Below are 24,500 nucleotides of genomic sequence, written 5' to 3'. Positions count from 1 at the left end.
GTAAATCGAATGAAAGTGATTTCTTTCAATATCAATGGTCTGCGTGCTCGTCTTCACCAATTACAAGCTGTTATTGATAAGCATCAACCAGACGTAATTGGCTTACAAGAAATTAAAGTTCATGATGAAGCGTTTCCATTAGACGATGTTCAAAAAATGGGTTACCACGTCTACTTTCATGGTCAAAAAGCACATTACGGCGTAGCTATGTTATGCAAAAAAGAGCCAAAATCGGTCTTAAAAGGGTTTGCTACCGACACTGAGGAGTCGCAAAAGCGTATGATCAGTGTCACTATTGAACAAGATAGCGGCCGCGACATTACAGTTATGAATGGTTATTTCCCGCAAGGCGATAACATTAGCCACGAAACTAAATTCCCGTATAAACGTCAATTTTATAAAGATTTGATGACCCACTTAAATACACACCTTTCTCCCGAACAAGATGTGGTTGTTATGGGTGACATAAATATATCCCCTACAGACCTGGACATAGGTATTGGCGAGGTAAACGCTAAACGCTGGTTAAAAACAGGTAAGTGCTCTTTCCAACCAGAAGAACGTCAATGGCTAGCAACACTTCTAGATTGGGGGTTCAAAGATACATTCAGAGAACTCTACCCCGAGGTGAACGATCAATATTCATGGTTTGATTACCGCTCTAAAGGCTTTTTAGATAATCGCGGCCTGCGAATTGATGTGGTGCTTGCAACCCATTCACTTGCTGAGCGTTGCACTGAGTCTGGAATAGATTATGAGCTTCGCGCGATCGAAAAGCCATCAGATCATGCGCCTATTTGGTCAACGTTTAAGTAGCCATAATGTTAAACACTGAAATACAAGGGCTGTTGTGGGTCCTTGTAGTTACTATTGCGATTTTCAGTTTTGATAAAAACACCTATAAATCGCTTTATAGAACCCCAGCTAGACAGACAGGCGTATTAGCCTGTGCCCTTGTGTTTGCATTACTTTGGCGCATTAAAGCCGGTATTTTAACCGGCCTAGACTTACATATACTGGGTATTACCGCAGCTACATTAATAGTGGGCTGGCGGCTAGCCATTTTGAGTAGCCTACTAGCAAGTGCTTTGTTGTTTTCATTTGGGCAGGTTAGTTTTAACCTTTTACCTGTACAGTTACTTATTGGCGCTTTTATTCCCATATTGCTGAGTTATTTAAGTTTTATTTTATGCTATCACTATTTACCGCGGCATTTTTTTGTATATATATTTGTTTGTGCTTTTATAACTGCAGGGTTTATAGCATGTATCAAAATAAGTTTGGGTGCCCTCTTTTATTTCTTTTTAGGCCAGTACAATTGGCCAGAACTTACAGACAATTACGTTTCTTTAAGTGCTATAATTTGGTTTCCAGAAGCCATGTTAAATGGAATGGCTATCACTATCTTAATCACTTACCGTCCCCATTGGGTTAAAACTTTTTACGACAAGGACTACCTTGACTCATGAGTCTTGAATATCAATGCCCTTTATGTAGCAAATCGCTATCACACTCTTTAAATTCGCTGCGTTGTGAAAACAATCATAGTTTTGACTTTGCGAAAGAAGGCTACGTTAACTTACTCCCTGTTCAAAACAAAAACTCTAAACAGCCCGGTGACTCACTTGAAATGGTACAGGCAAGACGTACTTTTTTAGAGCAAGGCTATTATGCGTTTTTACAACAAGCACTCAGCGATATTGTCAGCCGTTTACAAGGTAATAATATTATTGATTTAGGGTGCGGTGAAGGGTTTTACACTCATGCTATTGCAGATAACACACAAGCAAATATTTATGGTGTAGATATTTCAAAATCAGCTATTAAATATGCCGCAAAGCGATATGCTCATTGCCATTTTAGTGTGGCTTCAATCAGCCAGGCACCGTTTAAAAAAGAGTTTGCTGATATACTGATAAGTGTATTTGCGCCTTTATTTTCTAAAGAGCTTGATAGACTCGCTAAACCAAATGCCACGCTTGTGGTCGCAAGCCCGGGCCCATGGCATCTAAAAGAGTTAAAAGCTTATATTTACCAAACAGTAAACGAGCATACGAAAGTAGATGTACCTGAGGGTTTTACTGAAACGAACCAAGATTTAATCACTGAGCAAGTTACACTGAGTATTAATGATCTTAAAAACCTGATTATGATGACACCGTTTGCGTGGAAATTTAGACCTGAACATTGGCAGGCCCTAGAAGAAAAAGGTGACCACCTAGTGACTTTGTCATTTTATATTACGCAATTTAAGAAAGCATGATTAACGCTAGCGTTTGTTAAAACTGTTCTTTAGTAAACGCTTTATCCATTTTTTCGAACATATCTTTAAGTAAATGCGCTAATTCTAAATAGCGAGGCTTCTTTTCACTTAGTTTGGCTTGATACCCATTAGCGACCATTTTTGTGTGAAGCTCTTTGTACCAGTTTTGCATAACAGGGTCTAGTGGTGTTTGCGCACGTTTCCCTAGCCATAATAAACCTTGTAAAGGTAGTGAGATGAAGAATAATGCACTGGCAATAGCTTGAGGTAAAAAATCAGGCCCCAAATAATTAAGTTGAAAAAACAACGTTAACATAGCAAGTATCGGCATAACCGTGATAGCCAGTTCTGTTGCTTTAATAACTCTGAACTCACTAAACAACGGAGCGAGCTCTTTTCGCATTGGCCATTGTTTTGCGTACTGTCGGCCAATTTGAACTTGTGACATCACACTTTTTTGCATCATGACTCCTCACATTAACTTTATTCAATATATAAATGGGCTTGCGCTCAATAAATTGTAACACAAATTCATATGGTTTCACTTAATCAGTAAAAGTGCTTAATTTTGCTGTTAAATTATGCAAAACACTAAACTAAATACAGCAGATGGTTTAAAATAAAAGCCTAAAGTAGCTTATTGATAGCCTTACTTAATAACCCACTTTAGCCGCTTTATTAATGTATTAGTGTAACAAAATAGCTTAACGTTCACTGACTAAACTTTATTTATGGAAATCAAATCTATGCCAACACCTGCTCCTAAACCACAACATGTTTTAGTACTAAATTGTGGTAGCTCAAGTTTAAAATTTGCCATTATTGATGCAAACACCGGTAATGAAATAATATCTGGTTTAGCAGAACGTTTAGGTGCAGCAACTCCGTCGGTAAAGTATAAATTCAAGGGAGTTAAAACCCTCATTGATTTAACGCCGAATCAAGCTCATGCTGAGGCAATTGATACGTTAGTAACGTTAATAAAAGATCATAAACTAGATGAACAGCTAATCGCTGTGGGTCACCGTGTTGTTCATGGTGGTGAACATTTCACTAAATCAGTATTAATTAACGACAAAGTAATTGAAAGCATCACTCAAGCGGCTACGCTTGCACCGCTTCATGGGCATGCTAACTTACTGGGTATTTCGTCAGCGCAAGCCTCGTTTAAAGGCTTGCCTCAAATTGCCGTATTCGACACCGCTTTTCACCAAACAATGGACAAAGTCGCATACCTTTATGCCCTACCTTACAATTTATATACCGAGTTTGGTGTTAGACGCTATGGCTTTCACGGCACAAGCCATTTTTATGTTGCCGGCCAAACAGCAAAATTACTTAACCAACCTATTGAAAAAAGCAATTTTATAAGTGCTCATTTGGGTAATGGTTGCTCAGTATGTGCGATTAAAAATGGTAATAGTGTTGATACAAGTATGGGCCTAACCCCCCTTGAAGGGTTAGTAATGGGCACTCGCAGTGGCGATATTGACCCTGGCTTATTTAACTTTTTAACGACGCAACTTGATTATAGTGCGCAGCAAATAGATGACCTACTTAATCAAAAAAGTGGCTTATTAGGCATTAGCGAACTTTCTAACGATTGCCGTACTATTGAAGAAGCCGCTGTAGCAGGAAATGAACAAGCAACTTTAGCCTTAGATATGTTTTGCTATCGTTTATCTAAGCAAATTGCGTCGTACATGGTGCCTTTGCAGCGTCTTGATGCACTCATTTTCACCGGCGGCATTGGAGAAAACTCAGATATCATACGTAAAAAAGTGATCACTCAACTTGGCTTTTTAGGCATAGAATGTGACGCACAAGCAAACTTAGATGCTCGCTTTGGCCAACAAGGTGTGATCAGCACAGAACACTCTCGTATCAAAAGTGTTGTTATGCCAACAAATGAGGAATGGGTCATCGCCCTAGACTCTGCAAACATTGTTAAGGAGCTTTAATATGGCACACCGTATTATGTTGATACCGATTTCTACGGGAGTTGGGTTAACATCAGTTTCAGTTGGGCTTGTACGTGCATTAGAGCAAAAAGCAGTTAAAGTTAATTTTTTTAAACCTATTGCTCAACCACGTTCTGGCGAAACCGGTCCAGAAAAATCGACACAAATAATAAAACAAGGCTCCCCTATTGACCCACCAACCCCGTTTGCACTGGATTACGCAGAGCAAATGATTGGCGATGCAAAAGGCGACGATCTCTTAGAAGAAATTGTCGAACGCTTCGAAAGTAAAATTAACGATGATGAAGTAGCCATTATTGAAGGCATGGTTCCTACTCGTAAACAGCCTTATGCAGGGCGTGTAAACCGTGAAATAGCGCAGACTTTAGGTGCAGATATTGTATTTGTATTAACGCCTGGTAACGACAATATTACTCAACTTGAAGATCGCCTTGAAATTGCTGCTGGTAACTATGGTGGAATTGACCACCCTCGTGTATTAGGTTGTATTTTTAATAAAGTAAATGCTCCGCTAGATGAAGAAGGCAGAGCACGCGCCGACTTAGTTGACTCTTACAAACCTGATGAAGTGGATAACGAACTAAACCGCTTAGCATCCCTACCAATTTTTAGAAAAAATCCATTCATGTTGCTTGGTGCAATACCATGGGATTTTGATTTAGTTGCCCCCCGAGTAAAAGATCTAAGTGCGTATTTAAAAGCCACAATTATTAACGAAGGTGACATGCTGCATCGACGCCTACGTCGTATTACATTTTGTGCACGCACAGTGTCTAATATTCTAAACCACTTCACACCTGGTGCATTATTAGTTACCCCAGGCGATCGCTCCGATATTTTAGTTGCTGCGTGTTTATCGGCAATGAATGGCACAAAAATTGGTGCAATATTGCTTACCGGTGGGTTTATGCCAGAACAGCGTATTATGGCGCTGTGCGAACAAGCGATGCAAACGGGCCTACCAATATTAGCGACAGAGGCCGATACATGGCGAACATCGTTGTTACTTCATAACTTTAATATGGAAGTGCCAAGCGATGATGACCAACGTATAGAAAAAGTGAAAAGCCACAATGCGGAATATATTGACTCAGATTGGCTGAACTCACTTGCAAAAAATGTGGGAAAAACACGTAAACTCTCACCACCTGCTTTCAGATACTTACTTACAGATAAAGCGCGTAAAGCAGGCAAAACGGTTGTTTTACCTGAAGGTAACGAACCTCGAACGATTAAAGCAGCGGCTATCTGTGGGCAACGCGGTATAGCAAAAACCATTTTACTAGGTGATCGCGAAGAAATAATGCGTATTGCTGAACAACAAGGTATAGAGCTCAACGAAAATGTAAGTATTGTAGAGCCAAGCAGCATCATCAATGATTATGTCGAACCTATGGTCGAAATACGAAAAAGCAAAGGATTAACCGCTGTTGTAGCGCAAGAACAATTACTTGATAACGTCGTACTAGGTACTATGATGCTAGAACAAGGTAAAGTCGACGGACTCGTTTCTGGCGCAGTTAACACTACGGCTAATACAATTCGACCACCACTGCAGCTCATCAAAACAGCGCCAGGTTCGTCACTTGTGTCGTCGGTATTTTTTATGTTGTTACCTGATCAGGTTCTCGTTTACGGCGACTGTGCAATAAACCCAGATCCAAATGCTGAACAACTCGCTGACATTGCTATTCAATCAGCTGATTCAGCTGCCGCGTTTGGTATAGAGCCACGTGTAGCCATGATTAGCTATAGCACAGGTACTTCAGGTACAGGTGCAGACGTAGAAAAAGTGCGCGAAGCAACTAAAATAGCACAACAAAAACGTCCCGATTTAATTATTGATGGTCCCCTTCAATACGATGCTGCAATAATGGAAAACGTCGCACTTAAAAAAGCACCTAACAGCCCTGTTGCTGGTAAGGCAACAGTGTTTATTTTTCCTGATTTAAATACCGGTAATACTACATATAAAGCCGTACAAAGAAGTGCAGATCTAATTAGTATTGGTCCAATGCTTCAAGGCATGCGTAGACCAGTGAACGATTTAAGCAGAGGCGCATTAGTTGATGATATTGTGTACACAATTGCATTAACAGCTATTCAAGCAGCACAAGTAGAAGCCCTTAATTAAACGCTTTAATAAACATGTGCTTTTTATAGCCTAGCTAATTTCTAATTATAAATTAGTTAGTTAGGCTATTTATACCCCTCAACCCCCATAGTTATCCACAGAAATTGTGGGTAAGTTTTCTTAGTCTACATTTTGCAACCTAGTTACCGCTTTAATTTAGCTTTAATAATCTATACTATTAATAAATCCTCTTTGCTGTTCGCAGGTTTTTAATGTCAAAACAAACATTACAATTACACAGCACTATTTTATCTATACATAGTTTAGATATAGATGCAGATATTCCTGCGGCTTTATTAAAACTTCCGTTGTTTTTTATCTCAAAAACCCATGACGAACTATCAATTGTATGCCCCAGCAATTTTGAATTACAAAGTCTTGATACCGAATCTAATTGGCAAGCACTTGAGGTAATTGGCCCTTTGGGGTTTTCCTTAACGGGGATTATGGCAAATATTTCTGGTGTGTTAGCAAAGGCACAAATATCTATTTTTTCTCTTTCAACTTACGACACTGATTATATTTTAGTGAAAAAACAAACTGCGAAAGAAGCGATTAAAGCACTCCAAAAAGATGGCTATAATGTGGTAACAAACTAATTTATGAAAGCACAACCAATAGAACTAATTGCACAAAATAAAATACCCCGAGACGCCATTAATATCACCAGTCCTTTTACGGGAAAGGTAATAGAATTGAGTAACCACCCAGAGCCTTTGTTTAGTTTTGGTACCCTTGGCCCAGGCGTCATGGTGCAAACAACAAGTCATAAAATATTAGCGCCTTTTGATGGGGTTTTACTACAGGTTAAAAACGCGGGGTCTGAGTTTATTTTACAGGCTAAAAATGGGTTGAAGATACTGATTAACCTAACTTTACCGGAATCTGCAGCAATTACACATACCCATATAGCCCAGTTAAATGGCAGCCAAGTATTTAAAGGTCAACGACTAGCATATTTTGACTTAAGAGAATTAGACTCCCCCCTGCTGGGAAGTTTAATTTTACTTAATGGTCACAACCTAGGTACATTTCATCAATCACACCTGCAAGTAAAGGCAGGCGAAGACACTCTATTAACTATCATTAAAAAGAAGTAACTTATGATCACTCTTTACGGAATTAGTAACTGCGACACAATTAAAAAAGCTAAAAAATACCTTACAGATAATAATATTGAGTTTACCTTTCACGATTACCGTAAAGAAGGGGTTAATACACAAATGGTCGCGGAATTTGCTGATAAATTAGATTGGGAACAACTAGTTAATAAACGCGGAACTACATACAGAGCACTCAGTGACGAACAAAAGCAAAATTTAACTAAGCAAAATGCCATTGAATTATTAGTTGAACAGCCCGCCATGATAAAGCGACCAGTATTAGTGAATGGCACTGACTTTCATTTAGGCTTTAAAGCCGCGCAATACGATGAGATTTTTAAATAATGAATGAAGTAATTGCACTTGCACAAGCTTTGATACAGCGTGAATCTGTCACTCCAGAGGATGCTGGCTGTCAACAAATGATGAATGAACGGCTTGAAGCGATAGGCTTTAATATAGAGTCACTATTTTTTACTGATACATTAAATACTTGGGCTCGCAAAGGCGACCAGTCGCCGCATTTTTGTTTTGCTGGCCACACAGATGTAGTGCCTACTGGACCCGCAAAAAACTGGCAGCACCCACCATTTTCTGGATTGATAGAAAATGGTTTATTGCATGGTCGGGGAGCTGCCGACATGAAAGGCTCCCTTGCTGCCATGATTGTAGCTACTGAGCGTTTTGTAACTAAGCACCCCAACCACAAAGGATCAATTTCTTTTTTGATCACTTCTGATGAAGAAGGTCCATTTATAAATGGAACCACCCGAGTTATTGATACACTTGAAGCTCGCGGCGAAAAGATTGATATGTGTTTGGTTGGCGAACCCTCATCTCGGGATGTATTAGGTGATGTAGTTAAAAATGGCCGACGCGGCTCGCTTACCGGATTTTTAAAAGTTAAAGGAATTCAAGGACACGTTGCCTACCCTCATTTAGCTCAAAATCCGATTCACTTGGCCACTGAAGCATTAACCGAACTTAGCCAAACCCAGTGGGACAATGGAAATGAGTTTTTTCCGGCAACCAGCTTTCAAATATCAAATATTAATGGAGGCACCGGCGCAGGTAATGTGATCCCTGGTGAGCTAGACGTGCAATTTAATTTTAGATTTAGTACCGAAGTCACACATCAACAATTACAACAGCGTGTAATAGACATATTACAAAAACACAAATTAAACTACGAGTTAAGCTGGATTGTGAACGGCCTTCCATTCATCACTGAACACGGCCTTCTAGTCGATGCAACGGTTAACGCAATTAAGTCTGTAACAGGGTTACCAACCAATCTAGAAACGACGGGAGGTACATCTGATGGGCGCTTTATTGCACAAACGGGTGCTAAAGTTATAGAGCTTGGGCCTCGTAATGCCACCATTCACAAAGTTGATGAATGCGTAAGTACAGATGACTTAATTAAACTCACCGACATTTACGAGCAAATCCTTGAGCAATTGTTAACCTAATGACTGATTTACAATTACCCACAATAGCGTGTATCACAGGCCAAAGTGATGCACATCTAACTAACATCCAAAGCCATCGTTTACATAGCGCTATTATTGAAGATTTTTTCGCGCTACAAAACGCAGTTAAACAAGCCGGGTTTGATTTAACTATTGCATCAAGTTTTAGAGATTTTGAACGCCAGTCGCTAATCTGGAATAACAAATTTTCTGGACAAAAGCCTGTTTATAATTCGCAACAAGACGTTGTTGATTTAACGCAATTAAGCGATATTGAAAAATGTATAGCCATTATGCGTTATTCAGCACTGCCTGGCGCAAGTAGGCATCATTTAGGTACTGACTTTGATGTGTATGATAAAAGTGCCGTTACTCATGATTATCAACTGCAATTATCACCTCATGAATATGAACAAACTGGCCCCTTTGCACCGTTAAGTGATTGGCTAAGCGCACACCTCCATGAATTTGGATTTTATCGGCCTTATCGCGAAGACTTAAACGGAGTAGCGCCTGAACTTTGGCATATTAGTCACATTAAGCAATCGCAATTACTAGTGACCCAACTTACTGAAAGTGCTTTACATACATGTATTAAAAACAGTGATCTACTTGGTAAAAATGCCTTATTAGCCCACTTACCTGCACTTTATAAGCGCTTTGTGACTAACCTAAGTCCACCATAAAAAGAAGGAGCTACTCCTTCTTTTTATTTAAAATAAATACCAGTACCGCAGTTAAAATAAGTAAACTTGCACTAATAAATTCAAGTGTTAATTGCTCTTGCAAAAAGATAACGCCAGCAACCGCTGCAATTATGGGCACACACAATTGTACAACCGCAGCTTGAGTGCTTTTAAGTAATGGCATTGCAACGTACCAAATACTATAACCAATGCCAGATGCTATTGCGCCAGAGGCGCAAGCAAGTATAACACCTTGTATTGTCAGCAAATTAAAATAACTCATACTAACAAGCAATAAAATGGGGAGCGCTACCAAACTTCTTACAAAGTTAAATCCTGTAGTACGAAGTGGTGAAACACAGACCTTACCACGAATACTATATATGCCCCAAGCTACACCACTTAAAGCCATTAATCCTGCTCCTATCAGAGAAGGCACTGCGGCTGAGGGCAACATTAAATATACAAAACCTGCTACAGCTACAAAAAAAGCAGCCCACTGCACACCGCTCAATTGCTCTTTGTTGTAGATACCCCAACCAATCATAGTAAGTTGTACCGCTGAAAATAAAATAAGTGCCCCTGTGCCGGTATCTAGCTCAACGTAGGCCACCGAAAAACATACAGCATAAACCAGTAAACTAATGCTACTTCGCCAACTGCCAGTATCACTCAAAATTGCATCATTAAATAACCCTTTACGTTTTTGGTTATAAATGGTGACACTCATGATGATACCTAAACACGCTGCACCGCTTAACAAACGAATGATGGTAAAGTTGTAGGGATCTATATCCCCTTCAGCTAATGCCATTCGGCAAAATAATGAATTGGCGGCAAATGCTATTAAAGCAATCAATGTATATACAGCTGCTTTCAAAATAATCCTTTTTAACCTAAATCAGGTTAATAATTAATCTTTTTTAAAGGTGAGTAGTTAAATAACTTAAACTGCTATAACAGTAAGTTATTTATACAGCATAAGGCAAGGTGTGCAAAAACTTTCAACTCATGAAGACCTTAACTTTTCGCTGTATCTTTCACACATTACTAAATTCACGCCTTATTCATATAAAAAATGCTTATTTACTTTGAGGATTAAATAGCTCTACGTTTTTTTACAATGTTTCACGCTCTTGCTCAAAAAGAGTGTGTTAACCTACTTTGGTAGATTAAAAGGAGTGCTGTGTGCGCAGAAGTATAATTTTTAGCGTTTGTTTTATTTTGAGTGGCTGTAGCTCGATGGGTTTTAATGACCTATTTAATGATTACGCCACACAAATGACGCCTGTGCGAAATGCAATTGAAAATAATAACTTAGAGCAAGCTAAAACCTTAATTGCTAACAATACCTCTATGCACAGTAGTTATTTGCTTAACCAACTTGAACAAGCGCGTATCAACGACCTTGCTAATTCAGCTGACGACGCTCAAAGCAAATTCGAAAACGTATATGCCCAAATGCAAACTAAACGTCAGGCAGCAAAAATTCAGCTAAGTGCCGGGCTTGAACAAAGTAATGCGTTATTTACGAATGACTCGGCAATTACCTATGTTCCACCAGCGTATGAAATGAGTATGCTTCATAGCTATAAAGCGCTTAACTACGTTTATAAAAATGATATTGAAGGCGCATTAGTAGAAGTACGCCGTGCAAATAAAGTGCAGGCAGATGAACTTATCAGTAATCAGTCAGAAATTGATTCAGAAGAAAACGAAGCACAGCAGCACTACCCAAGCATGGATAATGTAACAAGAGACGTAAAAAATGGCTTTCAAAACGCCTACACATTTTACTTATCCGCTTTACTTTATCAAAGTGCAAAACAATTTGACGACGCCTACATAGACTACAAAAAAGCGTTAGCGATACAACCAAATAATAAATACTTACAACAGGATGTAATTCGCCTAGCTAAAAAGCAAGGGTTTCAGCAAGAGTTTGACGAATTTAAACAACGCTTTGGCGAACACACCACTTTAAAGTCTTCCCATGGCGAAGTAGTTGTATTACTTGAGCAAGGTTTGGTACCTAAACAAACCGAATTTAAATTAAGACTACCGATTGATACAAGTCGAGGTGATGTTCGTTTTTATAGTCTAGCAATGCCGGTATATAAAGATAGTGCTTACATTAGCGCGATACAAAATGTGAGTATTGCAGGGCAAAACGTCGCATTATCACCGTTAGTGTATTTAGAAGCCCTTGCTGCCAAAACGCTTGAACAAGAAATACCAGGCAAAATTACACGCCAAGTATTACGGCTTATAACGAAAGAAAAAGTCCGCGCTGAGCTTGCGCGTAGTGCTGGTGATGTAGGAAATATATTAGCTAATATATACAATTTAGCGTCAGAGCAAGCCGACACCCGAAGTTGGCTTACATTACCAAATCAAATTGCTGTGGCACGTAAAAGTCTCACAGCAGGCGAACATTCATTAAATATTGGCAATCAACCGCCAATTAATTTTACCGTTAGTAAGCAAGGGTTAACCTTAATTTACCTAACCTCTATTAACAACTATTTTAACTACCATGTAGTTCAACTCTAGGAGTCACCATGAAATACATAGTGCCAGTGTGTGCCGTATTACTGCTAAGTGCTTGTGCAACACAGCCTGTAACATCAGGTATATCGGTTGAACAAACTAAAGGAAATTTTAATGATCAACTTAGAGTGGATAACCCTGACTTAGGTGAAAAACTTGCCATTACCGACGTTAAAACGCGTCAAACAAATCAGTTAACTGATGTGGTGGTTACCCTGTCGAGCCAATATAAAAAATCACAATATTTACAGTATCAATTTAAATGGTTTGATAAAGACGGATTTGTAATTAAGGGAAATCATTCACCCTGGCAACCATTAACTTTATTTGGTTTTGCTAAAACACAATTACCTGGCCTAGCGCCAAGCTCTGATGCAGTGACATTTTCACTAGCAGTCAGAAAAGTATCAACTCAGTCTCAAGAATTTAAAGATTAAAGGAAAGTACTATGAACACCACATTTAAAACAGCATCCACCTACGCATTAGTCGGGCTCAGCGCATTGATATTAAGCGGCTGTGCAAACAAAGCTGTAGTCAGTTATGGTGACGCTCAAGCAGTTGAAACAACGGATATTAATTTTGGTTCTACTGATTTACAAAAAGTTGCCAGCCAAATGACCGACTCACTACTCAGTTCGCCAGTGGTAGGAAGCATGACCCAAAACAACCGTCCGGTTGTATTTGTTGAGCGCATAAAAAACAAAACCAGTGAACATATTGATACAGAATCAATCACTGATTCTATTTCAACACAAATGCTACGCAGCGGTAAATTCCGTTTTGTTGACATGACACGCGTAGAAGCTGTTCGTGAACAGCTTACCTTTCAAAATGAAGATGCATTAGTTAATCCTGCAACAGCGGTCGCTTTTGGACAACAAATTGGTGCGCAGTACATGTTGTATGGCAACCTCTCAAGCATAGTAAAAACAAATGCTGATAAATCAGATGTATATTATAAATTTACAATGCGCCTAATGGATATGAAAAGTGGCCTAATCGAGTGGGCAGACGAAACTGAGATTCGTAAAACTAAAGAAAAATCAACGTTTGGGTGGTAAGCCGACAGGAGTAAGTTATGAAAGCAATTGCTGTAATTATGTGCGTTTTACTTACATTAAGTGCGCCCTCTTTTGCTAAATACGAGCGAAATAAAGCCGTGGCAGTTCAAAAAGTTCTATTTGGTGACATCAAATCAGTACGAAATATCACCGAGCAAGAACTCATACAAGACAAAAAGAATGGTTGGAAAACGTTTGGTGGCGCCCTTGTTGGTGGTGTTATTGGCAATCAGTTTGGTGGTGGCAGCGGGCGTGCTGTAGCCACAATTTTAGGTTCAGTTATTGGTGGAAGCGTTGCTAACAACAGTCAGCAAGGTAGCTATTATATACAAACTCAGTTAGTTGAATTACTCATTCAGGTAGAAAATGGCGATCAATTTATGGTGGTTCAAGACCTAGACCAAAGTATGCGATTTCACAGAGGTGATAACGTGAGACTCGTTTATTTAGGTGACAACACAGTAAGAGTCGATAAAGCATATTAATAACTCGCCTTTAAAAACAAAAACGAGCCAACAGGCTCGTTTTTTTATAAAGTTTTATAACTGGCGATAATCTTTAAAGAAACGTTGCATTTTTTGCATTGCGTCAGTTAAGTCATCTTTATTGGGTAAAAAAACCAGCCTAAAATGGTCAGGCTCTGGCCAATTAAACGCCCGCCCATGCACTAACAATATTTTTTCGGCTTTTAGCAAATCAAACATCATTTGCTCATCGTTTTTCACTTTAAAATGGGCAGTATCTACTTTAGCAAAAGCATATAAAGCCCCTTTTGGCTTTTTGCAGCTAATGCCTTCAATTGCATTTAAACCACGCCATGCAATGTCACGTTGTTCGTACAAACGCCCGCCCGGGTTAATTAAGTTATCAATTGATTGCACACCACCCAATGCCTGCTGAATAGCATATTGAGCAGGCACGTTGGCACATAAACGCATTGACGAAAGTATATCTAGCCCTTTACTTAAATCGTCCATGGCTGAAGTTTTGCCACTTAAAACCATCCAGCCCATTCTTAGCCCAGCAGCACGATAAGTTTTAGCTAAACCATTAAAAGTAATCATAGGCACATCATCACACAATGAAGCAATTGAAGTGTGGGTAATGCCATCGTATAAAATCTTTTCGTAAATTTCGTCACTTAACAGGAGTAATTTATGCTCTCGAGCAACATCTATTAATTGCTTAAGCAGGTCATCACTGTATACCGCACCGGTCGGATTGTTAGGGTTAATTAACACCAAGGCTTTAGTTTTAGAGGTGATTTTACTTTTTATGTCATCTATATCAGGAAACCAATCTTGCTCTTCATCACACAAATAATGAACAGGGTTGCCACCCGCTAACTTAACAGACGCAGTCCACAACGGATAATCAGGCGCAGGGATGAGCACTTCATCATCGTTATTAAGTAAGGCTTGGGTGATCATTTGGATTAGCTCACTCACTCCATTACCAATGTAAATGTTGTCTACATCTAAATTGTTCAATCCACGTTGTTGATAATGCTGATAGATAGCCACTCGGGCTGAGTAAAGTCCTTTAGAGTCACAGTAACCTTGGGCTGAATACAAGTTACGGATGATATCGCGATGCATATCTTCGGGCATATCAAAGCCAAAAGCAGCAGGATTACCAATGTTTAATTTTAAGACTTTTTGACCATCGTCTTCCATTTTCTTAGCTTGAGCTAAAACAGGACCACGAATGTCATAACACACGCCTTCTAATTTATGACTCTTTTTTATATCTGACATTTTACCTCTACTCGCTGGCGCCTGATGACCTTTGTAAGTTGATTTGTTATTAGCAAGGTCTAATTTATCTTAACGATAAAAGCCCCCGGTAACCTGTTAGACTAACCGAGTAAATATAAAACACCAGCAAATTTAACAGCTTAAAACTGAAATTAATTCACGTTTGTTATTGAGCATCTAGCCATTGTTTAAATTCAGATTGAGAACCCTCTACCTGCGGCATTAAGCTTGCACATGCGTCCATTGCTTTGTCTAAATCGTCATCAACTAAACTTAGCTCAATAGTGCGCGAAACCTCAGCAAGACTCGAGGCTCCAAACTGTGCTGCATTTGATTTTAAACTATGAGAATGACGAATCGCGGCTTCTTTATCTTTGCCAATTGTTGCCACAACTTCTGAACCTAAACGCTCAAACTCTGCACAGCAAAAGTCGAGCGTATCAGCAAACTGCTCTCCGAGTAACGATTTCATGTTTTCTAATGCTGATGTGTCTATGGTAATGTCTGCCATAATTTAAGTCCTCAAACTATCCATAAGTATTCTGATTGTAATAACTACTTTATATTGATAAACAAAAAAAACCAACTTAATTGCCCGTACAAATGTATAATTAATGGGTTAATAACGTTATGAAAGTTTTTAAAATGGCACGCACTCTTTGTAATCATTGTAATTTTGCTCTCAACACCTGCGTATGCAGCGCTGTCAAAATCATACCTAATAAAGTTAAAGTTGTTATTCTGCAACACCCTAGCGAAGAAAAAATAGTCAAAAACACCGCAAAACTACTTAAGTTAAGTTTAACTAATTGCTTAATAATAAAAGGTGAAAACAGCCATGACTTTAAGGCTTTAAATAACCTGCCAAAAGAATCAACAGGTCTGCTTTACCCTAACGATGACGCCACCTACTTAGATGAGCCAAGCTTCACAACTAACAACTATATTACCCATTTGATTGTTATCGATGGTACATGGAATAAAGCTTATAAAATTTTGCAGCTCACTCCCATACTTAGCCAGTTTAAAACCATCAGTTTTAAACAAGTACCTAAAAATCGTTACACTATTCGTAAAGCGCCTCGTGCCGACAGCCTTTCAACGCTTGAAGCCGTTGCACATAGCTTAACCCTCATTGAGCAATTAAACCCAGAGCCTTTATTTGCACTACTAGAAGAATTAATAAATAAACAGACCCAACACATGCCCGAGCACGTAAAAGCACGTTACTTAACTTAAATTTAGTTTTTCATAAAACAGATGCGACATTACCCAAATAGATTAAAACGAGGATTTACTCGCCAAGGCCCTGATTATCGCTTTGATGACCAAGTTGATTTTAGCGATATAAGAACCACATTTGGGTTCAGATCAATGGTGGTTGGTAAATGGGTCACTAAAGAAGAGCATTTTATTAGTGCTAATTTAATTTATGATGGCCTAGCCGACCTTGCGCAAATACTGCACCTACCACCTAAAGCCATTGGCCTACGCGGCAAGTTAAACTTTGCATTTGGCCACGGTGGCCAAAAAGGAATTCAAGCTCATTATAATGCTGGCAGTCAAACACTGGCGCTTGCAAAAAATGCCGGCGGCGGAGCATTGGCCCATGAGTGGTTTCACGCGTTTGATCATCACATTAGTGAGCATTTATTTAAAGCAAAGCCACGCTATGGCTTTGCATCAAAACTTTGGCTTTCTAACACGCCAAATTTATCGCACCCACTTAATGACGCGCTGAACAGTTTTTATAAAGAAGTATTTTTAGATGAAAATGGCGAAAATGCCAATGAGTTTGTGCAAGCATGTATTAAACACGACCAGGCACATAATATGAATTATATGAGTATGCCTGAAGAAATTGCCGCTCGATGTTTTGAAGCCTGTATATCTGCAACCCCCCACATAAAAAATAGTTTTTTAGTGGGCGGCTTACAAACAAGTAATTTAATATACCCACCAACGCATCACATCGCCAAAGCGGGTAAGGCGCTTAACCATTATTTTGAACTATTAGGTTATGCGCTTCATAATACACACGATTAAATTTAGCTGTTATCGTCGCTTATGCGACTCGCTACTGCACTACTTTGATCTTTGTATTTAGCATCTTTACGAATATTGTAAGGGTTTTCACAAGGCCCTGAGAGCATTTCGAAACTCATGGCACCAATTTTCATCATTGGGCGCAATGCTAAAGGGAGCTTTCCTGAGTTGTAAAACTCTAATACAATATTACCACTCCAGCCTGGGTCGATTCTGTGTGCGGTTACATGCACCATTAAACCCAAACGAGCAAGCGATGAACGCCCATCTAACCAACCTACGATGTCAGCAGGTAAGGTTACTTTTTCATGAGTAATGGCCAATGCAAGTTCGCCCGGGTGTAAAAAAAAGGCTTCTCCATCAGCAAGCTCAATCTCTTCACTCATAATTGATTCCATGGCCTTATTTAACTGATCCTTTGGGCCACTCAAATCTACATAAGCCGCATTGTGGGCATTAAACGTTCTAAACTTATTACCAAGGCGCAAATCAGCTGTCACACCCGATATCATCTCACTGCTTGGAGCAGGCTCTATTACAATACGGCCATCTTGTAAGTGTTCTTTTATATGTGTGTCTGAAAGTCTCATGCTTTTTAATCTTCCGAAATCACAATTTCAATACTATTGTGATGCTGTTGATAATATAGCGTGCTGGCTATTAGCCTAGCTGCTGCGCTGTATGTTTTGCTTATTGCTGCATTGTTATCGTTAGCAATAAGTTTTCCCTGCTCAGAGTACTCTCTTATATCTATAGCTAGGGGAATGTGGCTTAAAACGGGAACGCCATGCTTATGCGCCAATTTTTGTGCGCCTTCTTTGCCAAATACATGGTTTGCCTCACCGCAATGGCTACAAATGTAATGGCTCATGTTTTCTATTAAACCAAGTACGGGTACGTTCACTTTATTAAACATAGCAATACCCTTTTGCGCATCTGCTAGCGCTAAATCTTGGGGGGTAGTCACAATTACAGTCCCACTGGCAGGCACTTTTTGGCTCATAGTAAGTTGTATATCACCTGTACCAGGAGGCATATCTACAATTAAATAATCAAGCTCTCCCCAGTCAGTTTCGTTCAGTAATTGGCTGAGTGCACCGGATGCCATTGGTCCTCGCCATACTGTTGCATCATCGCTTGGCACTAAAAAGCCAATAGATTGGGCTTTAATGCCATTGGCATAAAACGGTTGTAATTGTTTGTTATCTTTTGTTTTTGGCTCAGCACCAACAAGACCCAATAACATAGGTATAGAAGGACCATAAATATCAGCATCTAAAATACCTACTTTTGCTCCCTCAGCTTTTAATGCACCCGCTAAATTAACAGCTGTAGTCGATTTGCCTACCCCACCTTTACCTGAGGCAATAAGTACAATATGTTTAATCCCTTTAAACTTTGCAGGCTCTTTAATATCGACCTTTGACTTTATCGATACTGCAATATTGAGTGCATCACTCAGATGTAGTTCAACAAGGGGCATTTCTGATTGCGCGGCAAAAGGCAAGCTAAGAGTGATTTGTAGTGATTTATCGTCGTTTTCAGAAATTGAGTCAATAAATTTTTCGTCAATTCCTACGGCAAAAGCCGCACTACGATAAGCCGCTAAAGCGGCAATAATCGGTTGTTTTTGCACCGATTTAGAAGAGAAAAGTTTTGACAGTCCAAACATAGCAATTAAATAGCGTTTCTTTGATGAAAAGTGCCTCGGAATTATGTAACATTCAGGTCATTAACACCAGTCAATTAATAAAAATCCATGAGCAGTGTGCGCGCACAGCCACCTACTTATAGATAAATTAATGATAACAGCCGTTTGAATAGTAAAAACGGTAGCTTATCCTCAATTCGGAATGATTATGGCACAGCGAAAGATCCTGATTACCAGCGCATTACCTTATGCAAATGGCCCAACACACTTAGGTCATTTATTGGAATATATTCAAACTGATATTTGGTCACGTTTTCAAAAACTACAAGGCCATGAAACCTATTACGTTTGCGCAGACGATGCACACGGCACACCAATAATGCTAAATGCGCAAAAGCAAGGGATCACACCTGAAGAAATGGTAAAAAATGTGAGCATAGAACGCCAGCGCGACTTTGCCGACTTCAACATTAAGTTTGATAATTACCACAGCACGCACAGCCAAGAAAATAAAGAGTTTAGTGAGCTAATTTATAACCGTTTAAATGAGGCGGGCCATATTAAAAAGCACACTATTTCACAACTATTTGATCCAGAAAAAGAGATATTTTTACCCGACCGTTTTGTAACAGGCACTTGCCCTACGTGTAAGTCTGAAAACCAAAATGGCGACAGCTGTGATTCGTGTGGCGCAACTTACAGCCCAACAGAGCTCATTAACCCGCGTTCAGTTATGTCAGGTGCTGAGCCTATTTTAAAAGATTCAGAGCATTACTTTTTTGACCTACCAGCATTCGAAGGCATGCTTAAAGAGTGGTTGCACTCAGGTACTATTCAACAAGAGATGGCTAACAAACTAGATGAATGGTTTACTGACGGTTTACAACAATGGGATATTAGCCGCGACGCACCTTATTTTGGTTTCGAAATTCCAAACGCACCGGGTAAATACTTCTACGTATGGCTAGACGCGCCTATTGGATACATGGCCAGTTTTAAAAACCTGTGTGATAAAAAAGGTATTGATTTTGACGCATTTTGGGCTGAAGGCTCAGACGCTGAGCTTTACCATTTTATTGGCAAAGATATTATTTATTTCCACAGTTTATTTTGGCCAGCAATGCTAGAAGGCGCTAATTTTAGAAAGCCGACCAACGTATTTGCACACGGCTTTGTTACTGTAAATGGCGAGAAAATGTCTAAGTCTAAGGGTACGTTTATTAAAGCACGTACTTATCTAGATAACCTAAACCCAGAGTATCTTCGTTATTACTACGCAGCTAAGTTAAACAGCGGCATTATTGATCTTGATTTAAACCTAGAAGACTTTGCACAACGTGTAAATTCAGACCTAGTTGGTAAAGTAGTAAACATAGCGAGTCGCTGTGCTGGCTTTATTACTAAAAAGTTTGATGGCAAGCTAAGTAGCACTATTATGCAGCCAGAGTTACTTGAAGAGTTTCAGGCAGCGGCACCAAGCATTACTGCTCATTATGAAAACCGTGAATACAGCCGTGCTATTCGTGAAATTATGGCTTTGGCTGACAAAGCGAACCAATTTATTGATGGCGCAGCACCTTGGGTACTCATTAAAGACGAAACTAAGCAACAAGATGCGCATGATGTATGTTCGCTTGGTCTTAACTTGTTCCGTGTTTTAATTACCTACTTAAAGCCAGTACTACCAGCCATGGCCGAAAACGTAGAAGCGTTTTTAAACGATGACTTAGCTTGGAATGCAGTGCAAACACCACTAGTAAACCACTCTATTAATAAATTTAAACCGTTAATGCAACGCGTAGAAATGGACAAAGTAAACAAAATGGTTGAAGAATCAAAAGAAAGCCTAGCGCCACAAACTACAATTGATCCAAATAGTCCACTTGCAAAAGAGCCTATAAGCGAAGAGATTGAATTTGATGACTTTGCAAAAGTAGACTTACGCGTAGCTAAAATTGCAAAGGCAGAGCACGTTGAAGGCGCAGATAAACTACTTAAGCTAACACTTGATTTAGGCGGCGAAACGCGCCAAGTGTTTGCTGGTATTAAATCAGCTTACGCACCTGAAGATATCGAAGGTAAACTAACTGTTATGGTAGCAAACCTTAAGCCTCGTAAAATGCGCTTTGGTATGTCTGAAGGCATGGTATTAGCAGCAGGACCCGGCGGCAAAGAAATCTATATTCTTAACCCTGACGACGGCTCAGAGCCAGGTATGCGTGTAATGTAAACTTACACTTATGAATAAAAAAACCGCTGATTTACAGCGGTTTTTTTATATTATTGATACTCCGTTTGCGACTCTTATCGATTTTTTGTACCATCTGTCAATTAATAGTAAAAAAGTAACACAATGCCCAGTACGGTCACTCAACAACAAACGGCAATTTGCAGCAAAATTCTAGAGCAAAAAATAGTCGCTATTATCCGCTTAAAACAGCAAGCCGATGTGGCACCACTTTTAGACTCCCTAGTTGAAGCGGGCATAAAGGTGCTTGAAATAACCTCAAATACACCGGGGTTTGAGCAAGAAATAAAGAGTGCGCGTGCGCGTCACCAACATATTTTGGTGGGTGCAGGCACTATTACAAATATTGAACTTGCCAAAAAAGCAGTTAATGCCGGCGCACAGTTTATAGTCACCCCAAATACCAATAAGCATATAGTGTCACTTGCCCACCAACATAATTTGCCCGTTTTAATGGGGGCTTTAACGCCCACAGATATTGCTAACGCGATTGAATATAACGCGGATATTATTAAGGTATTTCCAGCAGGCAGTATGGGAATTGGCTATTTTAAGGCATTAAAAGGGCCATTTGATAGCGCCAATTTAATGCCTGTTGGTGGTATAAATTTAGATAACCTTAATCAGTGGTTTAATGCAGGTGCTTGCGCCGTAGCCATCAGTAGTGACTTTTCAAAAGTAATTAAAAACCAAGACGATAAGCACGCTCTTATACAATTAGTTCATGACTATTTAGCTAGTATCCCCACTGGGTAAAGGGCTTTGATTCAGCCGTAATTACGCGGTATGGTTTAAACTTAAATTAAAGCAGACACTTAATACTGTGCTAAAACAAAGTCAAAATGCATTTAGTTTAAGGAGAGCAGTACACGATTTTTCCTTGGTAAATAATAATTATCGTAATCAAGCGACACAATAACTTTATTTGCTTTCCCGAGTAATTCACCACGAGGGATTAAACCAATTACGCGCGAATCTGCGCTATTGTCACGGTTATCCCCCATTGCCAAATAGTAATCATCTGGAATGGTGATCATTTTAAAGTCAGCTAATTGGGATGGTACATTTGCCACCCTAATAGTGTGCTTCTTAGTGTTTAACATCTCTATTTTATCAACCGAATCGATATTATTTTGTGCATGTTCGTAATTAAGTTTTTTGCCATTAATAATTAATTCGTTATTTACCAAAGAAACGGTATCACCGGGTACACCTATCACACGTTTAATTAATCGGTTACCTGCCGCTTGTGAGTCGAATACAACGATGTCCCCGGTTTGTGGTTCGTTTAATTTAAGAAGAGAAATATGTGTAAAAGGCACTCGTAAGTCGTATGCCATTTTGTCGGTTAAAATTCTATCTCCTTGCGCAATTGTAGGTTTCATCGAGCTCGTAGGTACTTCATACCAATCGGCTACAGCGCTTCTAAACACACTCATTAAGGCAATAAATACAATGAGTGAACGATTATTTTTCCAAAATTTATAAAGCACCTTCATAACTGTTCCCTTTAATTGATCGAGTAACGTTATGACCTAACACCGCTTTAGCAGTTCAAAAAAGGATGTAACAAAAAATGTTTGACCAATAAATGCTTTTTGATCGATTAAATTTACAACAGCGTAGCATCTTAGGAATTTATAAAATATTAACGTAAAGGAAGCTAACATGTTTAAGAAGATAACCACCGCAGTTTTAATCACCGTCGCAAGCATGGGTTTTTCATTTACCGCGCAGGCCAATCATCATGGCATGAAGAAAGACGTGGTTGATGTAGCAGTTGAAAATGGCTCTTTCACAACGCTTGTTGCAGCAGTCAAAGCAGCCGGATTAGTTGATACCCTCAAAGGCAAAGGACCATTTACTATTTTTGCTCCAACCGATGCCGCTTTTTCAAAATTACCTGACGGCACCGTTGAAATGCTACTAAAGCCTGAGAACAAAGACAAACTAACCACAGTGCTAACCTACCATGTCGTCGCTGGTAAAGTAATGGCAAAAGATGTGGTTAAACTAGACAGTGCTAAAACATTGCAGGGCCAGTCAGTAATGGTCAAAACAGACATGGGCGTGATGATAAACAACGCACACGTTGTTATGCCAGATGTTAAGGCAAGTAATGGCGTCATTCATGTCATTGACACGGTACTTCTTCCAAAAGAATAAGCACTAAAGTTTAAATAAAAAAAGAAGCATCAGCAGGTGCTGATGCTTCTTTAACTAAAAATATCACACACTTATTGTTGATTGAGCTTATCTTTTGCTTCTTTTACTTTTTCAAAGTCTAAACCTAATTCTTCAGTCGCTTCTTTAATTAAATGGGGCTGGGTCATAACAACGGCCATCAATTGCTGAAGTTTTTCAGGTGGAATACCTAGCTCTTGTACAAGTGCCATAGCCATCATTGGGTTTTGTGTAAACGCCTCAAATAACGCTTTCACTTTCTCATCGCTTACATTGTGTTCTTTTAAAATTGCAATTATTGGATTCATTTTTAACCTTGGTTTTATAATAACGTGTGCATGATTAAATTATATGGGCATAACGTGTAAAATAAAGCGTTATTCTACAAGCAATACGACTTTTCCCGCATTTTCGTTGCGCTCTAATATTTCATGCGCCTCTGCAGCCTGTGTCCAGGGCAGAGTTCTGTATACGTTAAAGTTATAGTTTTTAGATGCTATATCGTTGTAAAAGCGTGCAACTAGGTCATCTCTTAGTTGGCGTTTAAACTCAATACTGCGGTTACGAAGGGTTGATGCATGAAACGAAATCCTTTTGCGCAAAAGCGCTGCAAAATCAACCTCAGCAAAACGTCCGTCTAAAAAGGCAAGCATAATTATTTGACAGTCCATGGCTGCAATTGAAGCATTTTTATTTAAATAACGCCCTGCTACAGGATCAACAATTACATTCGCGGTTAAATTATGGCTTTGCATGTAATCTACAAAGTCAGTGGTTTTGTAGTTAATTGTATAATCGGCTCCTAGTGCCTTGGCGTGCTGGCATTTTTCATCTGAACCTGCAGTTATAACAACCGTGGCCCCTGCACTTTTTGCCATTTGAATTGCGGCACCACCTACTCCACTGGCCCCGGCATGGATTAATACCGTTTGCCCGTATTGTAATTTGCCAAGCTCAAATAATGCACCAAACGCAGTTAAATACACTTCGCTTATGGCTGCGCCTTCAACCATAGTAAGGTCTTCAGGTAGCTCCATTAGTTGTTTGGCATCTACGGCAACATATTCGCTATAAGCACCACCTGCACACAGTGTAAAAATGCGTTTATTTAACCATATTTTATCCACTTTGCTACCAACCTCAACAACAGTGCCTGCGCACTCTAACCCTAAAATTGGACTATCACCTTTTGGGGCTGGGTATTTACCTTGGCGTTGCATACAGTCAGCACGATTCACACCAATTGCAGCCACTTTAACAAGTACTTCATGATTTTTTAGCTGCGGTTTACGGGTACCACTAAAGGCAAGGTCTCCACCTTCATGGGAAATATATTTCATTACCACTCCTGTGCTTTAACT

Annotated in this window: 28 protein-coding genes; 19 read left to right on the top strand and 9 right to left on the bottom strand. The window is 39.4% G+C overall.

Going from position 1 to position 24,500, the window contains the following annotated elements:
* Window positions 1–9: 9 nt before the first annotated feature.
* The 3 genes from xthA to ATS71_RS08495 are packed head-to-tail and all read left to right on the top strand — an operon-like array spanning window position 10 to window position 2,263.
* Window positions 10–816 (top strand): exodeoxyribonuclease III, encoded by an 807-nt coding sequence (gene xthA / locus ATS71_RS08505; RefSeq protein ID WP_058404436.1) that lies wholly within the window; start codon window positions 10–12, stop codon window positions 814–816.
* Window positions 817–821: 5 nt separating this feature from the next.
* Window positions 822–1,469: an energy-coupling factor ABC transporter permease gene (locus ATS71_RS08500; protein WP_058404435.1), complete on the top strand. Its 648-nt coding sequence runs from the start codon at window positions 822–824 to the stop codon at window positions 1,467–1,469.
* Window positions 1,466–2,263 (top strand): putative RNA methyltransferase, encoded by a 798-nt coding sequence (locus tag ATS71_RS08495; protein ID WP_058404434.1) that lies wholly within the window; start codon window positions 1,466–1,468, stop codon window positions 2,261–2,263. The genes ATS71_RS08500 and ATS71_RS08495 overlap by 4 nt, the downstream gene beginning before the upstream one ends.
* Window positions 2,264–2,279: 16 nt before the next feature.
* On the opposite strand, the gene yfbV is transcribed toward ATS71_RS08495, so the two are convergent.
* Window positions 2,280–2,726 carry a terminus macrodomain insulation protein YfbV gene (gene yfbV, locus ATS71_RS08490; RefSeq protein WP_058404433.1) on the bottom strand — a complete coding sequence of 149 codons (447 nt, stop codon included), beginning with the start codon at window positions 2,724–2,726 and terminating at the stop codon, window positions 2,280–2,282.
* A gap of 283 nt (window positions 2,727–3,009) precedes the next feature.
* On the opposite strand from yfbV, the gene ATS71_RS08485 reads away from it, so the two are divergent.
* From ATS71_RS08485 to ATS71_RS08455, 7 genes are all read left to right on the top strand, one after another.
* Window positions 3,010–4,224: an acetate kinase gene (locus ATS71_RS08485; RefSeq protein ID WP_058404432.1), complete on the top strand. Its 1,215-nt coding sequence runs from the start codon at window positions 3,010–3,012 to the stop codon at window positions 4,222–4,224.
* A gap of 1 nt (window position 4,225) precedes the next feature.
* Window positions 4,226–6,379 (top strand): phosphate acetyltransferase, encoded by a 2,154-nt coding sequence (gene pta / locus ATS71_RS08480; protein ID WP_058404431.1) that lies wholly within the window; start codon window positions 4,226–4,228, stop codon window positions 6,377–6,379.
* Window positions 6,380–6,591: 212 nt separating this feature from the next.
* Window positions 6,592–6,978 (top strand): ACT domain-containing protein, encoded by a 387-nt coding sequence (locus ATS71_RS08475; protein WP_058404430.1) that lies wholly within the window; start codon window positions 6,592–6,594, stop codon window positions 6,976–6,978.
* Between the two features lie 3 nt (window positions 6,979–6,981).
* Window positions 6,982–7,479, top strand: coding sequence for a PTS glucose transporter subunit IIA (locus ATS71_RS08470; protein ID WP_058404429.1), 498 nt, complete (start codon window positions 6,982–6,984; stop codon window positions 7,477–7,479).
* 3 nt (window positions 7,480–7,482) lie between these two features.
* On the top strand, window positions 7,483–7,827 hold the full coding sequence (locus tag ATS71_RS08465) for an ArsC family reductase (protein ID WP_058404428.1): 345 nt from the start codon (window positions 7,483–7,485) through the stop codon (window positions 7,825–7,827).
* The gene (gene dapE, locus ATS71_RS08460; RefSeq protein ID WP_442960120.1) at window positions 7,827–8,954 is read left to right on the top strand and encodes a succinyl-diaminopimelate desuccinylase; all 1,128 of its coding nucleotides are present in this window, start codon (window positions 7,827–7,829) and stop codon (window positions 8,952–8,954) included. Before ATS71_RS08465 ends, dapE begins: the two co-directional genes overlap by 1 nt.
* Window positions 8,954–9,640, top strand: a complete 687-nt coding sequence (locus ATS71_RS08455) for a M15 family metallopeptidase (protein WP_058404426.1) — start codon at window positions 8,954–8,956, stop codon at window positions 9,638–9,640. Before dapE ends, ATS71_RS08455 begins: the two co-directional genes overlap by 1 nt.
* A 10-nt stretch (window positions 9,641–9,650) precedes the next feature.
* Here the strand turns inward: ATS71_RS08455 and ATS71_RS08450 are convergent, their stop codons facing one another.
* On the bottom strand, window positions 9,651–10,520 hold the full coding sequence (locus ATS71_RS08450; protein ID WP_058404425.1) for a DMT family transporter: 870 nt from the start codon (window positions 10,518–10,520) through the stop codon (window positions 9,651–9,653).
* 308 nt (window positions 10,521–10,828) lie between these two features.
* On the opposite strand from ATS71_RS08450, the gene ATS71_RS08445 reads away from it, so the two are divergent.
* From ATS71_RS08445 to ATS71_RS08430, 4 genes are read left to right on the top strand one after another with little or no spacing between them, the layout of a single operon-like run.
* On the top strand, window positions 10,829–12,193 hold the full coding sequence (locus ATS71_RS08445) for a COG3014 family protein (protein WP_058404424.1): 1,365 nt from the start codon (window positions 10,829–10,831) through the stop codon (window positions 12,191–12,193).
* Window positions 12,194–12,201: 8 nt separating this feature from the next.
* A complete protein-coding gene (locus ATS71_RS08440) occupies window positions 12,202–12,627 on the top strand; it encodes a YcfL family protein (protein ID WP_058404423.1) in 426 nt (141 codons plus the stop codon).
* A gap of 11 nt (window positions 12,628–12,638) precedes the next feature.
* A complete protein-coding gene (gene lpoB, locus ATS71_RS08435; protein ID WP_010557495.1) occupies window positions 12,639–13,253 on the top strand; it encodes a penicillin-binding protein activator LpoB in 615 nt (204 codons plus the stop codon).
* A 17-nt stretch (window positions 13,254–13,270) separates the two neighbouring features.
* Window positions 13,271–13,738, top strand: a complete 468-nt coding sequence (locus ATS71_RS08430) for a glycine zipper 2TM domain-containing protein (RefSeq protein WP_058404422.1) — start codon at window positions 13,271–13,273, stop codon at window positions 13,736–13,738.
* 54 nt (window positions 13,739–13,792) lie between these two features.
* Here ATS71_RS08430 and ATS71_RS08425 read toward each other — a convergent pair whose 3' ends face one another.
* Window positions 13,793–15,010, bottom strand: a complete 1,218-nt coding sequence (locus ATS71_RS08425) for a pyridoxal phosphate-dependent aminotransferase (RefSeq protein ID WP_058404421.1) — start codon at window positions 15,008–15,010, stop codon at window positions 13,793–13,795.
* A gap of 166 nt (window positions 15,011–15,176) precedes the next feature.
* Window positions 15,177–15,521 (bottom strand): Hpt domain-containing protein, encoded by a 345-nt coding sequence (locus tag ATS71_RS08420; RefSeq protein ID WP_058404420.1) that lies wholly within the window; start codon window positions 15,519–15,521, stop codon window positions 15,177–15,179.
* 134 nt (window positions 15,522–15,655) lie between these two features.
* Between ATS71_RS08420 and ATS71_RS08415 the strand changes: the two genes are divergently transcribed.
* Both ATS71_RS08415 and ATS71_RS08410 read left to right on the top strand, forming a co-directional pair.
* Complete coding sequence (locus tag ATS71_RS08415) at window positions 15,656–16,249, top strand: tRNA-uridine aminocarboxypropyltransferase (protein ID WP_058404478.1); 594 nt, start codon at window positions 15,656–15,658, stop codon at window positions 16,247–16,249.
* A 21-nt stretch (window positions 16,250–16,270) separates the two neighbouring features.
* Window positions 16,271–17,056 (top strand): CLCA_X family protein, encoded by a 786-nt coding sequence (locus tag ATS71_RS08410; RefSeq protein ID WP_058404419.1) that lies wholly within the window; start codon window positions 16,271–16,273, stop codon window positions 17,054–17,056.
* A gap of 2 nt (window positions 17,057–17,058) precedes the next feature.
* Here ATS71_RS08410 and dcd read toward each other — a convergent pair whose 3' ends face one another.
* Both dcd and apbC read right to left on the bottom strand, forming a co-directional pair.
* Window positions 17,059–17,646, bottom strand: coding sequence for a dCTP deaminase (dcd, locus tag ATS71_RS08405; protein ID WP_058404418.1), 588 nt, complete (start codon window positions 17,644–17,646; stop codon window positions 17,059–17,061).
* A gap of 5 nt (window positions 17,647–17,651) precedes the next feature.
* Window positions 17,652–18,728 carry an iron-sulfur cluster carrier protein ApbC gene (gene apbC, locus ATS71_RS08400; RefSeq protein WP_058404417.1) on the bottom strand — a complete coding sequence of 359 codons (1,077 nt, stop codon included), beginning with the start codon at window positions 18,726–18,728 and terminating at the stop codon, window positions 17,652–17,654.
* Window positions 18,729–18,915: 187 nt separating this feature from the next.
* Between apbC and metG the strand changes: the two genes are divergently transcribed.
* Both metG and ATS71_RS08390 read left to right on the top strand, forming a co-directional pair.
* Window positions 18,916–20,937: a methionine--tRNA ligase gene (gene metG, locus ATS71_RS08395; protein WP_058404416.1), complete on the top strand. Its 2,022-nt coding sequence runs from the start codon at window positions 18,916–18,918 to the stop codon at window positions 20,935–20,937.
* Window positions 20,938–21,060: 123 nt separating this feature from the next.
* A complete protein-coding gene (locus ATS71_RS08390) occupies window positions 21,061–21,711 on the top strand; it encodes a bifunctional 4-hydroxy-2-oxoglutarate aldolase/2-dehydro-3-deoxy-phosphogluconate aldolase (RefSeq protein WP_058404415.1) in 651 nt (216 codons plus the stop codon).
* Between the two features lie 92 nt (window positions 21,712–21,803).
* Here ATS71_RS08390 and lepB read toward each other — a convergent pair whose 3' ends face one another.
* Window positions 21,804–22,454, bottom strand: a complete 651-nt coding sequence (gene lepB / locus ATS71_RS08385) for a signal peptidase I (protein ID WP_058404414.1) — start codon at window positions 22,452–22,454, stop codon at window positions 21,804–21,806.
* 169 nt (window positions 22,455–22,623) lie between these two features.
* On the opposite strand from lepB, the gene ATS71_RS08380 reads away from it, so the two are divergent.
* A complete protein-coding gene (locus tag ATS71_RS08380) occupies window positions 22,624–23,121 on the top strand; it encodes a fasciclin domain-containing protein (protein WP_058404413.1) in 498 nt (165 codons plus the stop codon).
* A gap of 71 nt (window positions 23,122–23,192) precedes the next feature.
* Here the strand turns inward: ATS71_RS08380 and ATS71_RS08375 are convergent, their stop codons facing one another.
* Both ATS71_RS08375 and ATS71_RS08370 read right to left on the bottom strand, forming a co-directional pair.
* Window positions 23,193–23,447, bottom strand: coding sequence for a DUF2999 family protein (locus tag ATS71_RS08375; RefSeq protein ID WP_058404412.1), 255 nt, complete (start codon window positions 23,445–23,447; stop codon window positions 23,193–23,195).
* A gap of 69 nt (window positions 23,448–23,516) precedes the next feature.
* The gene (locus tag ATS71_RS08370) at window positions 23,517–24,479 is read right to left on the bottom strand and encodes a zinc-binding dehydrogenase (protein WP_058404411.1); all 963 of its coding nucleotides are present in this window, start codon (window positions 24,477–24,479) and stop codon (window positions 23,517–23,519) included.
* Window positions 24,480–24,500: the final 21 nt, after the last annotated feature.

Origin of the sequence: Pseudoalteromonas sp. H71 (assembly GCF_001468485.1) — a bacterium.
Taxonomy (GTDB): domain Bacteria; phylum Pseudomonadota; class Gammaproteobacteria; order Enterobacterales; family Alteromonadaceae; genus Pseudoalteromonas.
This window is presented reverse-complemented; position numbering and strand designations above follow the sequence as displayed.